A 19,537-nucleotide genomic window follows, 5' to 3' on the forward strand; every position below is an offset into this window, starting at 1 on the left:
TTCCATTGTCACTACCAGGTAAGGTCTCTGTACAATGTTCTTCAGTTCTCCGACCAGGTTACGTCCGTAGATTGTTGTAAACATTTTTTTTGCCATAGTTTTTTCTCCTTTTTCAATTTTTAAACATCATTTATAAATTATGTTTAATATTATATTACCCAAGTACTTCCATTTTGTCAATTACAATTAATTCACAAAAAGTTCTGGTACAATTTGTGCACTTTTTTGCACAAAAAGAAGCCCGGTAATCCCCCGATTGCGGGAAATTACCGGACCTCTGTCCAATAACAGTCAAAACATATATTACATATTATACAATGCCGCTCTTCTTTTTCCACACACCTGTGAAATAGAAAAACAGGGAAATCCCCGTACCGATCACCCATCCGGCCGGCCAGGACATCCAGATACCTGCGGCGCCAAAGGGCACTGATAACACGAATGCCAGAACTACCCTTAAAACCAGGTCTGTAAAGGTGGAGATCATAAACGCCTTCATACTTCCGGAACCTCTGAGAACGCCGTCCGCTATGAGTTTGAAAGAGATAATCATGTAAAAAGGTGATACGATCCGCAGAAACTCCACACCAACCTGTGCTGCCGCTTCGCCTCCTTTACTCATAAAGAGCCGGATGACAGACGGGCCGAAAATAAAGAACAGAAGAAACGCAGGTACCGCCACACACAGCACCAGCTTCACGCCGGCCCGGAACCCCTGGCTGATACGCTCTGTTTTCCCTGCCCCTGTATTCTGTGCCGTAAAGCTGGACAGGCCGTTTCCCAGTGTTGTAAAACAGGTGATGGCAAAGGTATTTACCTTCATACCCGCAGAATATCCTGCAACCACTGCGGAGCCATAGCTGTTGATCAGGCCCTGTACGAACAGATTTCCCACGGATATAAAGCTTTGCTGCAGAATACTTGGCACTGCCACCCTGCTTATCTTCACGGCCATTCTCCATGAAAATTTTGCATAACCCTCTGGTGTTTCTATTCCTTTCAGTCGTTTTATCAGCGTCACAAAGGCCAGCAGGGAAGAAATACCCTGCGCAAGAAATGTAGCCCAGGCCACACCGGCAACGCCCATGTGAAAGACAATGACAAACACCAGGTCCAGCACAATATTTCCCACAGAGGAAGCGATCAGGAAATACAGAGGAGTCCTGGAATCCCCCAGCGCGATAAATACTCCGGTGCAAATATTGTAGAGAAACAGAAAAACAAGCCCCCCTATATAAATATTCAGATAAAGCGCTGAATCAGAAAATATATTCTCCGGCGTATTCATCAGCCGCATTAAAGGTCGGCTGAACAGAAATCCCAATGCGGACAGAACCACGGCAATCCCTACCGTAGATATGAGGGAGGTGCTGACGCAGCACTTCATCCTACCGTACTCCTTCGCCCCGAAATACAGCGAGATCACCACGGAACACCCTATGTTAAGCCCTGTGGCAACTGCCATGAATATCATGGTTACAGGGTAGGATGCCCCCACCGCAGCCAGGGCATCCACACCTACAAACTTCCCGGCCACAATACTGTCCACAATATTATAAAACTGCTGAAACATAACACTGACCAGCATAGGTATAGTGAAGCGCCACAGGACCCGAAACGGCTTTCCCTGTGTCATATCAGTTATCATAAGTATCTCTTCCTTTCTTTGTTAACTTTCTGCACATTCTTATCTATTCTACCACTAAGAAGAAATACCTGCATTACTGAATATGATTTTTTCTCTCTATGCGTTTCTTCCTGCAAAATAACCGCTGGATGTAGCCTCCCGAATCCTTCCTGTCTTTCTGCAGTCTCCCACTGCTATAAACTCTATTCCCAGGTCATAGCAGGTTTCCCGCAGCCTGTTTGTCTCCATATCCTTTGGACGCACACCTGCTGCAATGAGGACAGTATCTGCTTTGAGCATGGTTTCCTCCCCGTCTTTATTTTTTACTGCTGCCCCTTCGTCTGTGATCCTCACACAGGAGTGTCCCGTCAGGACAGGTATCCTGTAAAGTGCTATCTTTTCATCAATCATCTGTTTCAGCCCGCCATCAGCTTCCCCTGCGATAACATCCGTCATCTCCACAATAGTCACATTCTTTCCATCCTGTGCAAGGGCGATAGCCTCCTCACATCCCATAAGTCCCCCGCCGATAATAACCGTATTATTTCCCGGAACAGCTCCCAGCTTATGCATGGATGCGGCAAATATAACATTTCCATGATCAATACCCTCAATCGGCGGAATGAATGGGTCACCGCCCACAGCACTTATAACCAGGTCAGGCTCCAACTCCCGGATAAGTTCAGGTGTCACTGCCGTGTTCATACGGATCTCAGCCTGACTGTTCTGTACGCGGCTGATAAGGGAATCCCTGAACATGCGGATATCATGCTTGAATTCAATATGTTCGGAATAGCTGAGGGTCTTCCCAAGGGAATCACTGGACTCACATAAGACAACACTGTGGCCCCTTTCCAGTCCGCCAAGTGCCGCCTGCATTCCTGCCGGTCCCCCGCCTGCTATCAATATTTTTTTCTTTTCATTTTCGAAAGAATTTTCCCTGGCAATCTCACGAAGCCTTCCCATGACAGGATTTACAGAACAGTAGACCACTCCATTCGGATAGGGTACATAAGGTATAAGTGCCCCGCTGTTGCAGCGCATACAGCGGATACAATGGGCTATTTCACAGCTTTTCCCCTTCATTGCCTTTTTAGGAAGGAATGGATCTGCTATCATCTGGCGTCCCATGGCAACCATATCCACCTGTCCCTCCTCCAGCAGTTTTTCCATATACTCAGGATCTGACAATCCGCCAATACCGGTGACCGGAACACTGACTGCTTTTTTTATAGCTGCCGCATACGGTATATTCACACCATTTTGGAAAAACGGGCCGGGGAACATGCGTACCATAGTAGCGGGATCATGAAAGCTTCCCACTGATACATGGAAGGAATCCACCTTATCCTCGATCATATGAGCAAAGACAGCCATTTCCTCCTCCTCCAGTCCCCCTTCGATCAGCTCTGAACCAGAAATACGGTATTCTATCGGAAAATTCCTTCCGCACCGCTCCCTCACCCTGTCCAGAACCATAATGGGAAAACGGGCACGGTTTTCCAGGCTTCCGCCGTATTTGTCTGTCCTCTTATTATTAAGCGGAGAAAGGAATTGGTCAAGGAGCCAGCCGTGTCCCCCGTGTACCATTACCATATCGACACCTGCGAATTTTGCCATGAAAGCTGCCTCTGCGTAGGCGTCCGCAATTTCATTCATCATATCCTCTGTCATCTCTTTTACCTCTGCGCCATAATGGTTGACAGAGGGTGAAGGCCCCCATACTTCCCCGTCTTCAGGCAGATAGGCCGGATGTGCTCTTCTTCCGGAATGTACAAGCTCTATGGATACAAAGGTGTCATACTGATGCACACTGTCAACCAGCCTTGTCAGGGATGGAAGCAGGCCGGGGTCATCCAGATGAGCCATTCGCGGATGACATGCATCCGTACGCGAATGAACCCCTGTCTCCCCAATGGTAAGGAGAGCCGCACCGCCTCTTGCCAATGTGGTATAAAAATCAATGTTGTCCTGTGCAAAATACCCCTTTTCCTCTCCTCTGCCTGTGATCGTCATCGGAGATACACATATTCTGTTTTTTAATGTCAGCGGCCCTATTTTCACGGGGCTGAATAAATGTGGATAATGCTTCATAATTCCTTCTCCTTTTACTCGGTCTGCTTTGTACAGCAAAGCAGAATGTTATATCTCCATCTTACACCAGAGGGCTTCCAATAACAATAAAGAGTAATATTTCTTCATACAAAAAACAAGAGGCCCATACAGGCCTCCCGCTATAGCAATATGAATTCATTAAGTGAGGATTAATAATTTTCAACTTTTCTTTCAAAGTATGCCTTAGGATGAGCGCATACCGGACAGATTTCCGGAGCCTCCTCTGCTTCATGTACGTAACCGCAGTTTCTGCACTTCCATCCTAAAGGAGCATCTCCCTTGAATGTCTTGTCTGCCTTATAGCTTTCAAGAAGTTTTTTGTAACGTCTCTCGTGCGCAGCTTCCACTTTTGCAACGCCCTCAAATTTCTCTGCCAGATCTTCAAATCCTTCTTCTCTGGCTTCCTGAGCCATACGTGCATACATATCTGTCCATTCAAAGTTTTCACCTGCTGCTGCATCTTCCAGGTTCTGGGCAATATCATGGATACCATGAATCTCTTTGAACCACATCTTTGCGTGTTCTTTTTCCTGGTCTGCTGTCTCCAGATATAAAGCAGCTAACTGCTCATAACCGGCTTTTTTTGCTGCAGATGCGTAATATGTATATTTATTTCTTGCCTGTGATTCACCGGCAAATGCGTCCCATAAGTTTTTCTCTGTTTTTGTTCCTGCGTACTTTGACATATTAAAACCCTCCATAAAATTCTGCAAACAAGCGACTGTTTATTTTTTTTGCAGAACCGGACGTCTGCCGGCTCTGCAAAATAATATTTGAATTAACCGAAGTATCTCTTTAACAGACCTTCAAATGCTTTTCCGTGACGAGCTTCGTCTCTGGCCATCTCATGTACTGTATCATGGATAGCATCCAGGTTAGCAGCTTTCGCACGTTTTGCCAGATCAAACTTACCTGCTGTTGCACCATTCTCTGCAGCAACACGCATTTCCAGGTTTTTCTTTGTGCTGTCTGTTACAACTTCACCTAATAACTCTGCGAATTTAGCAGCATGCTCTGCTTCTTCGTAAGCAGCTTTTTCCCAGTATAAACCGATTTCCGGATATCCTTCTCTATGAGCAACTCTTGCCATAGCCAGGTACATACCAACCTCTGAGCACTCGCCTTCAAAGTTAGCTCTTAAATCAGCAATGATGTCTTCGCTTACACCCTGAGCTACACCTACAACGTGCTCTGCTGCCCAGCTCATCTCGCCTGCCTGCTCTGTAAATTTATCAGCACCTACGCCACATACCGGACATTTTTCCGGAGCTGCATCGCCTTCATAAACATATCCACATACACTACATACAAATTTTTTCATAATACTCATTCTCCTTTTTGATTATAATATTTTGTTATTTAATGGTTTCTCTTTTTGATAACAGTAATGATTACTGTTTTAATGTAACATACTTGACAATTTTTGTCAACTAGTTTTTTTAATTTTTTTTGCTTCCAGACATTCTTTACAAATTCCGTAAAAAGTAGTCATATGACCTGTTATTTTTCCGTCAAAACCCTCGGCCACTTTTTCCTTCATACAGTCAAATTCGCTTGCCTCTATGTCTGTGATGTTGTGACACTGGGTGCATATAAAATGACTATGAGGTTTTGTATTACAGTCGAATCTGTCCGGTCCGTCCCCTGTTGTGATCTTGGCGATCTCACCCAGGTCAACCAACAGAGACAGATTTCGGTATACCGTTCCGAGACTGATATTCGGAAACTCGGCTTTGATCCCTGCATATACAGTATCGGCCGTAGGATGCTCCCTGCTGTTCATCACGAACTCACGGATGGATTCCCGCTGACGGCTGTACTTCAATGTTGCCATCGCACCCTCCTTTCAATAACAATAATTGTTACTGATATAACTATACAATACTTAACTATTTTTGTCAAGAATAAATTTATAAAAATTCCGGCTGTAATAAAAGCCGGTTTTTGTAGAATACTTCTGAATATTATTTTTGTGTACTTTTTATGCTGATATTGCCTATTATATGTCCTATAATGAATATGCTGTCGACCCTTTCCAGCAGGAAGGAGGTGCATGGATGGACTAAATAGTTGGAGCGAAATAAAAAAGACAGCTAACCAAAGCGAACCCCTACGGACCGACACTCCGTGGGGGTTCTTTTGTGCATTTCTTGGACTACATATTTTATTCATCTCAATCATATTCTATTTTTTAAGAAATGTCAATACTATTTGCAACAAAACACTTTGCATCAGCATCATTACCAAATTCTCTCATTCAATACCAAAAAGATTTTGTTAAACACTACCGAATTAACCATTCGCCTATCCCATCATCTGGCATCCAGTGCGTTCAGCGTATACTCATGTATCGCTTCCCTCCTGAACTTATCAGACTCCAGTATATGTGAGAACAGTATATCCACCATAACCAAAATGGGAAACTGTGGGGAAATGGCCTTTCCTTTTTCCAGGTTCTCCTTCACGGCAAACAGCAGAATCTCATCGCAGTAACCCAAAAACGTCTTATCTTTCCTTGACGTCATGAGAATCGTGGTCGCGCCTCTTTCTTTAGCTGCCTTCAGAGAGGTCATTACCTCTTCTGTTCTGCCGCTGACGCTGATTCCAATGACCGCGCATTCCTCATCCAGCAGTACGGAGTTGATCTTCATAATATGTGTATCCGTCACTGCCTCCACATTGACACCGATACGCATAAAACGTATTTTCATTTCCGTTCCCACCAGACCGGAACTTCCCTTACCATATACATATACCCGTTTCTTTTCGGATAATACATTGACAATACGCTTCATCTGTTCTTCATTTACCAGGGAATAACTCTTGTTCAAAAGCTCCTGGTAAGTGTTCAGTACCATTTTTGTCTGGTCATTACTCACGGGATAATTCCGCACAGTACCCTGTTCATAACAGAACAAAAATTCCCGATATCCTTTATAGCCACATTTCTTTGCAAACCGGGACAGGGACGCCTCCGACACGTACAGACGGCTTGATACACTCTTGGATGACAAATCTATCTTCTCTGTGTTGTTGATAAAAAAATCAGCGATTGTCTTCTCCAGAGGTGTAAAGCTGTTATAAATTGATTCTATATGAGGAATGATGTTTTTTTCATACTGCTCCATACGAGCACCTCCATTCTATCTGTCCATGCGGCAGGCTGACCTGTCTAAGAATGTCTTCCGCGGAAATGATAAAATGCCCCGAGCATTCCGGCCTGATTTTTATTTTCCGCAAATGCCAGTCTGGTATGAGACGCCACTGACGGTATCAAATACTTATCCAGGCTGTTTCTTATCCTGTCATACAGATATTCCTTCTGGGCCATGATTCCGCCACCCAGAACCACAACCTCAGGGTTGATAACATAACAGATATTTGCAATACCCATCCCCAGCACATCCACCATCTCATCAATGGCACGGATACAGTCTGCATCCCCCTGTTTCGCATGTTCAAACACATACCTGCCGTCAATGCTGTCAGGGTTCAGATTCTTGTATTCCGCCGTCTTTTTCACCAGGATGCTGCTTGCGCCCATATCCTGGAACTCACCTCCGGGAAGGTGCATATATCCAATCTCACATCCGCTGCCGGAAAATCCGTGGAATACCTGGTCATCCATCACAATCGCACCGCCGATCCCTGTTCCGATGGTAAGGCACAGGCTGATCTTACTGCCCCTGGAAGCGCCTGCAAAATTTTCCGCAAGCCCGGCGCAGTTCACATCATTTTCCACTTCACAGGGGAGATGGAACTTTTCTTCCAGTGTCTTTTTGATCTCTGTTCCCGTATATTCCGGAATCAGCGGGGCGGAATGTGTAATTCTGCCCTCTTCGCAGTCCACCATGCCGGCTGTGGAGATACAGATTCCTGCAGGACTGTAATCCACCAGATAATCTTCAATAATCTTCACTGCCTTTTTCATAATTCCCGGTCCGCCATACTGCATAGCCTCTGTCGGCATCTCGCCAGTCACAAGAAATGCCGCATCTTCCTGTATTATACCATACTTTATAGAAGTACCGCCAATATCTATACAAATATATTGCTTCATATGCATGCTCCTTATCATTATTCTCTCAGCCGCATTCCCTGCAGCATAAAAACGTGACAAAAGGGAACTGTAATGTCACATCCCCGCGGCCTTTACAGTTCCCTATATTGTACCATGAGTTCTGCCCCACAGTCTTTAAAGAATCATGGATTATTTGATTTTTATCTTAAATATAGCTTTCTTAATGACAGCCGGACCGTCAACGGCAACTGCTGTCCTGTGGGCATCTTTCGGATAGCAGAGAAGAAAATCACCTTCTGTCAGGACCACATGGCTGTTCGGTTCACCTTCCAGCGGAAGAAAATCATCTTTCTCCACAAATTCTTTCTGCTCCATATTGTCAATAAAATTTACATCGATCTGTTCCGGACCTCTCAGCATAAAATGCAGATCCAGATACTGTCTGTGTGCCTCCCAGAAACGATTTTTGGGCGTTGTTGTCTCATACTCCACAACATTCACAAACAAATCATCCCCGTCAATTTCGTGGCTGCCCTTCTCATATGCCATCAGGTCATGCTCCTGCGCATATTTGAAGCATTTCAGCACTTCCTCTTCCAGCCAGGAATAATCCTTTAAATCCCTGATATTACCAAATACCATATTACTGCCTCCTTATGATCGCCGCAGAATGTAACTGTTCAGCGGAGTAAATATGAAACCCCGCTGAATCGTTACCGCAGAACAAACGTTACAATCAGTTTTTGTAAATCGTCGTATACTGTGCAGGTACGGAAGTATCTCCTTTTACCTTTCTGGAAATAATACTTGCCGGCAGACCCACAACCAGGGATACTACGATAGAGATAATGGAGTAGGACCAGATAGAAATTGTTACTTCAGGAGCTACTACCGGAATCACATATTTAATACCAACCATAACTGCGGATGCAGCGATAAATGCGCACACTGCACCGGTTGTATTTGCAACTTTTGTAAATGCGCCCAGAATGAATGTACCGATCAGGATACCGAGTACCAGACCCATGAATCCGTTAAACCATTCGTAAGCGGATTTCACACCGCCGTTAGCCAGAACCATGGCAACTACGATAGAGAAAATACCTACCAGAAGGGATACATACTGTCCGATCTTGGTCTGTTTCTCAAAGCTCAGCTCTTTTTTGGAGAGACGTGCCTGGATATCCAGAGTCCAGCTTGATGCCACGGAGTTCAGTCCGGTGGACAATGTGGACTGCGCTGCTGCATAGATAGCTGCCAGAAGCAGACCGGTAATACCAACAGGAAGCTCAAATGCGATCCAGGATGCGAAGATCTGGTCCTGCTGTGCTGCCGGAGGAAGCTGGTTGCCCTGTACCTGATAGAATACATATAAACCGGTACCGATCAGGTAGAATACAGTTGCAATGAAGATAGACAGACCACCGTTTGTCAGCATCATCTTGTTCAGTTTCTTTGTATCTGTAGTTGTTGTAAAACGCTGTACAATATCCTGGCTGGATACATAGGAGCCCATGGTATTGAATCCGGCACCTACGATCATCAGGAACACACTGTCTTTTAAAATGTTTGCATTGAAGATCGGCTGGTCAACTGCCAGGAACTTATGTCCTGCTGACATTTCATGGAAGATAGCTCCGATACCGCCGTCCAGATGGGCGATCAGGAAGATCAAACCAAAGGTTACACCAACCAGAAGTACGGACCCCTGGATAAAGTCTGTCCAGAGTACGGATTTCAGACCGCCTGTGTAGGAGTAAATAATTGCTATGATACCCATGATGATGATCAGGATATTTACGTTGATTCCCATAAGGCTGGATAATACCATACATGGCAGATACATGATGATGGACATACGGCCAACCTGATAAATGATGAACATGACCGCGCCCAGGACACGCAGTCCTTTGCTGTTAAAGCGCAGCTCCAGATAATGATAAGCCGTATCAATATCCAGCTTGCTGTAAATAGGCAGGAAAAATTTAATCGTAAGCGGAATTGCCAGCAGCATACCTAACTGTGCAAACCACATGATCCATGTTCCCGCATATGAGTTGCCTGCCAGTGACAGGAATGAAATAGGACTCAGCAGTGTTGCGAAAATAGATACGGATGTAACCCACCACGGTACAGTTCCGTCACTCTTAAAGTATTCTTTTCCCTTCATTTCCTTTTTAGCAAAATGAAGACCGGCAAATAAAACGGCTGCCAGGTAAACGATCAAAATAGCCAAATCAATATAAGTAAAACCTTGCATCTGTTACCTCCCTCTAATCTCTTCGTTCTGTATTTCTACTTTTCCCTTTAATATCGTATAGTTATGCCAGGTATCTTTCCTTCGCAGCTTTTACCATCTCAGCAGCCTCATGCGCGATCGCTTTGTCTGCTTCCTGAAGGTTTTCCAGCGGCTCACGGACACCACCGATATTCACGTTGTCGTTTGTGCGCAGGATTTCTTTTGCTACCGCATACATATTTGCACGACTTGAGCACATTTTGTAGATGATCTCATTGATAGCATACTGTAATTCGCAGGCTTTCTTCTTTTCTCCTGCTTCTACCAGGTCATTCAGTTTCAGGAACAGCTCCGGCATAACGCCATAGGTTCCGCCGATACCGCCGTCAGCACCGATTGCGCGTCCTGCAACAAACTGCTCATCCGGACCGTTGAATACAACAAAGTCATCCTTTGCCGCCAGGCCTGCTGATTTGAACATCTGGATATCCTGTGTAGGCATGGAAGAGTTCTTTACAGCAATAACTCTCGGGTTCTTCATCATCTCAGCAAACAGGCTCATAGTCAGAGCTGTACCTGCAAGCTGCGGAATATTATAGATAACGAAATCTGTGTTTGGTGCTGCTTCACTGATCGCATTCCAGTAAGCTGCAATGGAGTATTCCGGCAGACGGAAGTAAATAGGAGGAATGGACGCGATCGCATCAACGCCAACGCTCTCTGAGTGTTTTGCAAGTTCCACACTGTCCTTTGTGTTATTACATGCCACATGGTTGATAACTGTCAGTTTTCCCTTTGCAACTGCCATAACGTTTTCAATGATAAGCTTTCTCTCTTCAACGCTCTGGTAGATACACTCTCCTGAAGAGCCGTTGACATAGACACCCTTTACGCCTTTGTCAATAAAATGCTGTGTGAGGGCCTGTACACGCTCTCCGCTCACATTGCCTTCCTCATCATAACATGCATAAAATGCCGGGATAATTCCTCTGTACTTATCTAATTTACTCATTGCTGTGACTCCTTTCATCTTCCTCTTAAATTTACTTTTCCAGGGTTGCCATCACATCTGTAAAGGATTTTGTGATTAGTTGGGGACGTGTAATGATAGAACCTACTACCACGCTGTAACATCCCAGTTCAATCACACGTTTTGCCTTTTCCGGTGTGTTTATGTTGCCTTCTGCGATCACATGATGTTTTACTTTGCTCAAAATTGTGCGGATGATCTCAAAATCATTCTCCTCTATCCGGTCACCTTTGCTGTGCTCTGTGTAGCCAACCAGTGTCGTACCAATGAAGTCAAATCCAAGCTCGTCTGCGTGAAGCGCTTCCTCCACGGTGGAGCAGTCTGCCATCAGAAGCTGCTCAGGATACTTCTTTCTGATCTCCGCATAAAATTCATCCAAAGTAACATTTCCCGGCCTCAGATCTTTTGTGGCGTCAATGGCAATGATCTCCGGCTTTACCTCCATCAATTCATCAACTTCCTTCATGGTAGGTGTGATATAAACTTTGCTGTCATCATAGTCCCGTTTCACGATTCCGATAACAGGAAGATCCACATTCTTCTGGATTTCTGCTATATCCTCCTTTGTGTTTGCACGAATTCCCATGGCCCCGCCTTCTTTTGCTGCTCTGGCCATTCTTCCCATGATAAAAGAAGAATGCAGGGGTTCATGAGGGAGTGCCTGGCAGGATACGATCAAATGTCCCTTAAGCTTCTCTAAACGCTGATTCATAACTCTCTCCTTTCCGCATCTCGGCTTCTGAATTGCTGCCTTCGCTTTGATTTCAGTATAGCATTTATGAAATTTTTTTCAATATTTTTTACGATTCAGAAAAACCTTTCATATCAAATATCAACTTGCACAAATTTCAGCGGTATAAAACCCTCAATTTTTATTGATATTGACGTTTTATGAAAGTTCTTTCAGTTTATCCTCCATACATTGAATTAACTTGTAATGGGAATTATAATAGAAGCATGGAAATTGGCTAACATCACATATTTTCCCAAAGAAATGCAAAAAAATACAAGGACAGGGAAGGTATCATGTGATAGAGTAAAAACAGAAAAGGAGTGAAACCAGATGATTATTAAAAATGGATTCGTATTTCAGGAAAACGGTACCTTTGAAAAAAAAGATCTGTATGTAGAGAACGGAAAAATCGTCTCTTCTATAGAAGAAGTGACAGATACTGCAGAGATTGACGCCCAGGGCATGAAAGTGCTTCCCGGCGCTGTAGATGTTCACAGTCACGGAGCATTCGGACACGATTTCTCAGATGCGGACGTGGAGGGACTTAAAACGATCCTGCGCTATGAGAGATCCCACGGTGTGACTTCCTACTGCCCCACCTCCATGACACTGCCCAAGGAGCAGCTCCTGGATATCTTCGCTACCGCTGTAAAAGCCGGAGATGACAAGGACCAGGCAAGGATCGTGGGAATCAACATGGAGGGACCGTTCATTGACCCGGATAAAAAAGGAGCGCATGTGGAACGGCATATCCGCAAACCCGATATCGGATTTTTCCGTGAATGCAACGAAAAAAGCGGCCGTCTCATAAAACTTGTGACACTTGCACCGAATATGGAAGGCGCCGATGAATTTATAGAAGAACTGAAAGATGAAGTTAAAATATCCATCGGCCACACCATGGCCGGCTATGATACCGCACTGGCCGCAATGAAAAAAGGCGCGAACCACGTAACACATCTGTTCAACGCCATGCCGCCCTTCGCCCACCGCGACCCGGGTGTTGTAGGAGCTGCCGCAGACGCTGAGAACTGCATGGTAGAGCTGATCTGCGATGGTATTCATATCCATCCGAGTGTTGTGAGAAATACTTTCCGCATGTTTGGCAGCGAAAGAGTTATTCTTATCAGTGATTCCATGATGGCAACCGGTATGGATAACGGCACATACGAACTTGGCGGACAGGAAGTCACCATGAACAACAGGAAAGCAACACTGGCCAACGGAACCATTGCAGGCTCCGCCACCAACCTGTTCGACTGCATGAAGATTGCCATGGAATTCGGCATTCCCGAGGCAGACGCCATCTTCGCTGCCACAAGAAACCCGGCTAAGAGCATTGGGGTATATGACAGGGTTGGTTCCCTTACGCCCGGAAAAGAGGCGGATATTCTGCTGGTGGATGATGACTACAACTTGAAGAAAGTATTATAAAAACAGATATAAAGATTCAGTCGGTTGAATTAAATGTGCAGACCTGACTGAACAGTTACGAAAAGATTTCATAGAAAACTCCCGAAAAGCAAAATCTGCTTACCGGGAGTTTTTTATTAGCTTCTATATATTTATACACACGTATATGCACCATCCACAACCACATCACTGCCGGATGTATAACCGGAAGCATTACCGGCCAGGTATAAGACAGCCGGGACAAGCTCTTCAGGTTTTCCCATTCTGTGCATGGGAATCAGAGGCATCCAGGCATCCTTTAGTTCTTTTGGCGTGTCAACCGACATGGGGGTTGCTATATAACCGGGACTCAAGCTGTTGACCCTTATATGATGGTCTGCCCACTCCACCGCCAGGGAACGGGTCATATGGATCACCGCTGCCTTGGATGCATTATAGGAACACTGCCACTGAGGGATATTCACGATACTGCCTGACATAGAAGCCATATTTATAATGCTGCCGTGTATGTCATTTTCTATCATGATTTTTCCTGCTGCCCTTGCAACAATATATTCCCCTGTGAGATTTACATCCACAACCTGTCTGAATTCTTCTACAGTTGCCTCCAGGGTATCTTTGTGCAGACAGACCCCGGCATTATTGAAAACGATATCTACGGAACCGGACCGCTCCATAATCACCTGAAATGCCTGCGTTACACTTTCCTCCACAGTGACATCTGTTTTGATAAAATACCCGCAGCCTCCTGCGTCAGAAATCTTCTGAAGCGTCTCGTCCGCCTGACTTCTGGATAATATGACAACCTCTGCTCCTGCTCTGGCCAGCCCTTCTGCCACAACCTGGCCAATTCCCCGGCTTCCGCCTGTCACAACAGCTACTTTTCCCTTTAATCCGAATATTTCGTCCAAATACACCTTACAAACCTCCCTCTGAATGCAATATTTTTTTAATAAGGTATTTCCGTTTCCTGCCCGGCCATCTCAACCTTGCCTTCCCATATATTGTCATCTGTAAGTCTTCTGCTGACCTCATCCGGCTGACTTCCTCCAATATAAACATCAAATACCCCTGGCTCCAGCACACACGTTCCATTCTGCCGTATCACTGCCAGATCTCTGGCCCTGATGCAGATCGGAACACTCTTTTCCTCGCCGCTTTCCAGCATAACTCTTTTAAAGAATACTAACTGCCGCTTCGGTACTTCCACACTTGCATCTTCATCATGTATATAGACCTGCACCACAGTTTCACCGGAACGCATACCTGTGTTTTTGACAACCGTTTCAAAATAAATATCCTGACCCACAGAAATCTTTTGCGGAATATCAACCGGTCTATATGAAAATTCTGTGTAGCTCAGTCCATATCCAAATGGATACATAGGTTCCTTTTCCGAAAATCTGTATGTACGGCCCTTCATGTCATAACTTTCAAAAGGCGGCAGATCCTCTGCACTTTTTACTACGGTTACCGGCAGGCGGCCCGATGGATTATAATTTCCGAACAAAATATCCGCAACAGCGCTTCCGCCCTCCTCACCGGGATACCATACTTCCAGCACAGCATCTGCCAATGCCTCCTCTTTTGGTATACTGAGCGGACTTCCATTGCACAGAACAAGAATCACAGGTTTTCCCTCCCCTGCAACAGCCCTGACTAATTCAGCCTGTCTGCCCGGAAGTCCAAGATGCTCCCTGTCACACTGGACAGCACCTTCCTCCCCCTCTTCTCCTTCCAGTACAGGAGACAGCCCAAGACAAAGCACCGAAATATCACTTTTTCTTGCCGCAAGCACCGCTTCCGGAATCAGATCCGTCTCACACAGAGTCCTGTACTCTTTTTTGTAAAGATCACATCCCTCGGCATAAATAATATCAACCCCGCGTTTTTCAGCCTCCTCCTGCATTCCTCTTAACAATGTTGTATACTTAGATGGTGTACCTGAATAGTTTCCCAATAACACATCTCTGGAATCAGCATTCGGTCCAATGACTGCAATTGTTTTATATTTATTTTCCAACGGAAGTATCTTTTCTTTGTTTTTTAGAAGAACCGCAGATTTTTCCGCTGCCTCTTTGGCAAGCCTCCGAAACTCTGCGCAGTCCACTACATCATCACTGATTTTATTAAAAGGAACAGCCTCTGCAGAATCGAACATTCCCAGACGGATTCTCTCCTCCAACAGCCGCTGAACAGATATGTCAATATCTTCCTCTTTTACAAGCCCCTGCTCAACAGCTTCTGTCAAAAATAAAAAGGTAGTTCCCCCGTTTTGGTCACACCCATGATTAAATGCCATAGCAGCCGATTCAACCGGTGTTGCAGTTATCTTATGGTGCAGATGAAAATCATCAATAGCAAAACTGTCTGACACTACATATCCCTTAAATCCCAGCTCATCCCTCAATATATCCTTCAGCAGATATGTACTGCCTGAGCATGGTGCCCCGTTTACCCTGTTATATGCGCCCATCACACATGCCACATCTGCCTCTCTGATACATCTTGCAAATGCATACAGATATGTTTCCCTGAACTGCTTCTCATCTATTTTTACATCTATTTCATGTCTCAGTTCATCCGGCCCGCTGTGCACAACATAATGTTTTACATTTGCATCCGCCTTGCGGTACTTTTCATCCTCTCCCTGTATTCCCTGTATAAATGCGATTCCAAGTTCAGCCGTAAGGAATGGATCTTCCCCGTATGTCTCCTGTCCTCTTCCCCACCTTGGGTCCCTGAAAATATTAATATTAGGAGCATATTCCGTGATGCCTTTGTAAATAGAATTATCCCCAATACTCTGATATGCGTTATATTTTCCTCTTATCTCGTCTGAAATCGCTTCTGCCACCCTCTTCAGGAACTCTGCATCAAACATTGCCGCCAATCCAATGGCCTGAGGAAACACCGTTGCAGTACCGCACCGGGCCACACCATGCAGACATTCATTCCACCAATGATACGCCGGAATACCCAGACGCTCAATAGCTGCGCTTTTATATACAAGCTGTGAAACCTTCTCTTCCAGGGTCATCTGCTTAATCGTCTCTGCTGCCCGCTCTTCTACAGGCAGATCCATATTAAATAAAGGATTCATTTTCTCCCTCCTTTTCATCCCTTCACGGCTCCTGAAGTCATTCCTTCTATCACCTGCTTATTAAAAATAGAAAATATTATGATACTCGGCAAAACTGTGATTGCCACAGCCGCAAACATGGCAACATAATTTGTGGAATACTGTCCCTTAAATGAATTCAGTCCAATCGGAAGTGTCATTTTACTCTGGTCATTGAGGAATACCAGGGCATAATTCAGTTCATTCCACATGGAAACAAATGTATAGATAGCAACCGTAGCGATGGACGGCTTTGCTATGGGAATCGTTATGCGCAGAAATAAGGTTCTCATGCTCGCCCCGTCTATGATTGCGGATTCTTCTATCTCCGTTGGAAAGCTCTTTAAAAATCCAGTCATGATAAAAATTGCTATAGGCATTCCGCTTGTTGTATAAGGAATGATCAAAGACAAATGTGAATTAATGATACCCGCCTTTGAAAACATTAAAAAAAGCGGAATCAAAGTAGAATGTATCGGTATCATCATCCCAACTAAAAAGACCATCATGGCAGTATTGGACAATTTCCATTTCAGCCTGGTAAGCGCAAATGCCGCTGTTGTACTCAGCAACAGGCATAGAAAAAGAGCTGACACGCATACAATAATAGAATTCATAAAATACTGTCCGATATTCGCCTGTTTCCATGCATATATATAATTTTCAAAATTAATACTGCCCGGCAGTGCCCAGGGATTCTCAAACAGCTCACTGTTTGTCTTGAATGAATTATAGAACACCCAAATCAGCGGAAATATAAAAATAAGGGTAACTCCTGTCAGAACCACATATTTAAAAACATTTGACACCTTTCTCATACGTTCACCATCTCTCCAACTCTATTCTATATTTTCCTCTGAACGCTTAAACACTCCATTCAGTATTACGGTTACCAGCACACACATTATCATCAGAACTACTGACATCGCACTTCCATATCCGAACTGCATCCCCTTAAAGGATCTTGTATACATATGAGATGCGATAACCTCTGAAGCATGATTTGGTCCCCCTCCGGTCATGACAAAAACAATATCGAATATTCTAAGAGACCCTGTAGCTACCAGAACCGTATCGATTTTAAGTATAGGTACGATCAATGGAAATGTGATTTTACAGAATGCCTGCCAGGATGTAGCCCCGTCAATTTCTGCTGACTCCAGCACAGAGGAAGAAATATTCTGCATGGCGCAGAGATAAATGATCATATGATAACCAATATACTGCCAGCTGGCAGCAATGATGACGCATACCAGTGCTGTTCCCGACTCTCCCAGCCAGACGTGTGTAAAAGAATCCAGCCCCACAAATCTGAGAATAGAATTGATAAGACCGAACTCAGGATGCAGTATAAAAATCCACAGAATGCCGATTGCCGCTGTAGAGATCATATTCGGAACAAAAAAAGCCACTTTAAAAAAGTTCCTCCCTCTTCTGATCTTTGTAAGCATATACGCCAGTAAGATCGAACAGGGAACCTGTATCAGCAGACACAATACCGTAGCTGTCAATGTATGTATGACTGCGTCCTGGAATATTTTATCTGTTGTAAAAAGCTGTATATAGTTCTTAAATCCTATAAAGCCGTTTAAGCCTGCCACATCCCAGTCCGCAAAACTGAGAACTGCTGAACATAGCAGGGGAAATGTTGCAATCATAAGGTAGCAGAACAGAGCCGGCAGTATGAAGAGGCATATTGTCCCTTTATTTTTTCTGAGTTTTTCCATCAATCCCCCTCCTTTTTATCTAAGAGGCTGCCCTGCCGCTTTGACATGACAGCCTCCTGCACAGATTTTATTTCTCATAATTCTCGTCAAAGAACTGCTGGAAATTCTCAAACGCTTCCTGTGGATCATTACCAGCCATAATTCCCTGTACTGTGTTGTTGTATTCATTACCCACTACGGAACCAAGTGCCACATCATAGAATACAAACAATCCCGTCATATCAGAGTGCAGTTTCATAATCTGTGAGGCAATCGGGCCCACGTTACTCAAATCCAGCTTCTCTGCATTGATGGTTGTAAGAGTACCTGCGTCTGCCATCTTCTGCATATATTTTGTCTGTGTATAAAATTTGATGAATTCAACTGCCGCATCCTTATTCTCACAGCGCTCACTTACAACCAGGCACCTGTCAGCCTGTCCAAGCCAGTTATTTTCATCTCCTTTTCCGCCTTCCACTGTAGGACATTTTGCAAGTACGACCTTGTCCTTTACTGCAGAATCATCCGCCTCAAAATTACTGATACAATAACTGGACCAGATAAAAGAAGCTGCCTTACCTGATTTAAACTGCTCCACTGCTTCCTCAGGGGTCATACCCGCATATCCATCCGGAACCAGCTTTTCGTCGGCCATTTCCTGTAATAGGGATGCTGCCTTTACAAAAGATTCGTCTGTCCATTTACCGCTGCCGTCCAGAACCTTATCAAAAGGCTCATTACCGCCTATTCTGTTTGCCAATATCTCACTGTGTGACGCGGAAGGCCAGGCTGTGCTGTTCCCAAAAGCCATTGGTATAATATCTTCACCTGAATCACGTATCGTCTTCAGCCCTTCTATAAATTCCTCATGCGTCTTAGGAATGGGCAGATTAAACTTATCGTAGATTTCCTTGTTATAGTAAGCCACCTGTGTGGACAATACTGTTGGGATGGCATATATTTCCCCATCATATGTGACATGTTCCATAACACTCTCCAGAAACTGGTTCTTCCATTCCGGGTCGCTGTCAAGTGCCTCCTGGAGTGAATATACTTTTCCTGCCTTTACATACGGTTCAAGATAGCCGGCTGACCATGACATGAACAAATCAGGTGCATTATTGGCAGCCATCAAAGTCGGAAGCTTTGTCTTTGTCTGCTCACTGGGCAGATATTCCGGTACAACTTTGATCTTACCTTCATGCTCCTTATTGAAATCATCAATGATATCATGGAGCACAACTTCTGTTGCTTCACCGGTTCCCCCATCCCATGCCATGATACTGAGCTCCACCGGTTTGCTTTCAGATTCCTTTGATTCCTTTGCTTCCGTTTTTTCGTTTCCCTCTTCACCTTTTTGATCATCTGATCCGCATGCCCCCAAAGAAAATGCCAAAACCGCAGACATCAGTATGGTAAACACCTTTTTCTTCATAATCTTCTCCTCCAAATCTTTTTCTTAACATTGGTACCATTTGTTAAATATATTATATAAAACAGGCATTGTTCTTTCTATTCATATTTCGAAGCAA

Annotated in this window: 17 protein-coding genes; 1 reads left to right on the forward strand and 16 read right to left on the reverse strand. The window is 44.5% G+C overall.

Annotated elements, in window-relative coordinates; translation table 11 throughout:
• Positions 1-310: 310 nt before the first annotated feature.
• From V8Q34_RS26485 to V8Q34_RS26535, 11 genes are all read right to left on the reverse strand, one after another.
• Positions 311-1,648, reverse strand: a complete 1,338-nt coding sequence (locus V8Q34_RS26485; RefSeq protein ID WP_335836603.1) for an MATE family efflux transporter — start codon at positions 1,646-1,648, stop codon at positions 311-313.
• Positions 1,649-1,744: 96 nt separating this feature from the next.
• Entirely contained in the window at positions 1,745-3,721 is a 1,977-nt protein-coding gene (locus V8Q34_RS26490) for an oxidoreductase (RefSeq protein WP_335836604.1), read from the reverse strand.
• Between the two features lie 170 nt (positions 3,722-3,891).
• On the reverse strand, positions 3,892-4,428 hold the full coding sequence (gene rbr, locus V8Q34_RS26495) for a rubrerythrin (protein ID WP_054351543.1): 537 nt from the start codon (positions 4,426-4,428) through the stop codon (positions 3,892-3,894).
• Positions 4,429-4,520: 92 nt separating this feature from the next.
• The gene (locus V8Q34_RS26500) at positions 4,521-5,063 is read right to left on the reverse strand and encodes an NADH peroxidase (RefSeq protein ID WP_033141649.1); all 543 of its coding nucleotides are present in this window, start codon (positions 5,061-5,063) and stop codon (positions 4,521-4,523) included.
• Positions 5,064-5,168: 105 nt separating this feature from the next.
• Positions 5,169-5,576, reverse strand: coding sequence for a Fur family transcriptional regulator (locus V8Q34_RS26505; protein WP_148391773.1), 408 nt, complete (start codon positions 5,574-5,576; stop codon positions 5,169-5,171).
• A gap of 478 nt (positions 5,577-6,054) precedes the next feature.
• Complete coding sequence (locus tag V8Q34_RS26510; RefSeq protein ID WP_033141647.1) at positions 6,055-6,870, reverse strand: MurR/RpiR family transcriptional regulator; 816 nt, start codon at positions 6,868-6,870, stop codon at positions 6,055-6,057.
• 44 nt (positions 6,871-6,914) lie between these two features.
• Positions 6,915-7,802: an ROK family protein gene (locus V8Q34_RS26515; protein WP_033141646.1), complete on the reverse strand. Its 888-nt coding sequence runs from the start codon at positions 7,800-7,802 to the stop codon at positions 6,915-6,917.
• A gap of 150 nt (positions 7,803-7,952) precedes the next feature.
• Positions 7,953-8,405: a YhcH/YjgK/YiaL family protein gene (locus V8Q34_RS26520; RefSeq protein ID WP_335836605.1), complete on the reverse strand. Its 453-nt coding sequence runs from the start codon at positions 8,403-8,405 to the stop codon at positions 7,953-7,955.
• Positions 8,406-8,499: 94 nt separating this feature from the next.
• Complete coding sequence (locus V8Q34_RS26525; protein WP_033141644.1) at positions 8,500-10,023, reverse strand: sodium:solute symporter; 1,524 nt, start codon at positions 10,021-10,023, stop codon at positions 8,500-8,502.
• Between the two features lie 61 nt (positions 10,024-10,084).
• Positions 10,085-11,014 (reverse strand): dihydrodipicolinate synthase family protein, encoded by a 930-nt coding sequence (locus V8Q34_RS26530; RefSeq protein ID WP_033141643.1) that lies wholly within the window; start codon positions 11,012-11,014, stop codon positions 10,085-10,087.
• 31 nt (positions 11,015-11,045) lie between these two features.
• Positions 11,046-11,744, reverse strand: coding sequence for an N-acetylmannosamine-6-phosphate 2-epimerase (locus V8Q34_RS26535; protein ID WP_033141642.1), 699 nt, complete (start codon positions 11,742-11,744; stop codon positions 11,046-11,048).
• A gap of 351 nt (positions 11,745-12,095) precedes the next feature.
• Here V8Q34_RS26535 and nagA point away from each other — a divergent pair, with 351 nt between their 5' ends.
• A complete protein-coding gene (nagA, locus tag V8Q34_RS26540; RefSeq protein ID WP_033141641.1) occupies positions 12,096-13,199 on the forward strand; it encodes an N-acetylglucosamine-6-phosphate deacetylase in 1,104 nt (367 codons plus the stop codon).
• Between the two features lie 131 nt (positions 13,200-13,330).
• Here nagA and V8Q34_RS26545 read toward each other — a convergent pair whose 3' ends face one another.
• From V8Q34_RS26545 to V8Q34_RS26565, 5 genes are all read right to left on the reverse strand, one after another.
• Positions 13,331-14,095, reverse strand: a complete 765-nt coding sequence (locus V8Q34_RS26545; RefSeq protein ID WP_335836606.1) for an SDR family oxidoreductase — start codon at positions 14,093-14,095, stop codon at positions 13,331-13,333.
• Positions 14,096-14,127: 32 nt separating this feature from the next.
• Positions 14,128-16,281 (reverse strand): glycoside hydrolase family 3 C-terminal domain-containing protein, encoded by a 2,154-nt coding sequence (locus V8Q34_RS26550; RefSeq protein ID WP_335836607.1) that lies wholly within the window; start codon positions 16,279-16,281, stop codon positions 14,128-14,130.
• A gap of 14 nt (positions 16,282-16,295) precedes the next feature.
• Positions 16,296-17,117: a carbohydrate ABC transporter permease gene (locus V8Q34_RS26555; protein WP_033141639.1), complete on the reverse strand. Its 822-nt coding sequence runs from the start codon at positions 17,115-17,117 to the stop codon at positions 16,296-16,298.
• Positions 17,118-17,138: 21 nt separating this feature from the next.
• Positions 17,139-18,026 (reverse strand): ABC transporter permease subunit, encoded by an 888-nt coding sequence (locus V8Q34_RS26560; protein WP_033141638.1) that lies wholly within the window; start codon positions 18,024-18,026, stop codon positions 17,139-17,141.
• Positions 18,027-18,093: 67 nt separating this feature from the next.
• Positions 18,094-19,440 (reverse strand): ABC transporter substrate-binding protein, encoded by a 1,347-nt coding sequence (locus V8Q34_RS26565; protein ID WP_052099502.1) that lies wholly within the window; start codon positions 19,438-19,440, stop codon positions 18,094-18,096.
• Between the last annotated feature and the right edge of the window lie 97 nt (positions 19,441-19,537).

The organism is Blautia sp. JLR.GB0024 (assembly GCF_037000545.1).
GTDB lineage: Bacteria > Bacillota > Clostridia > Lachnospirales > Lachnospiraceae > Blautia > Blautia celeris.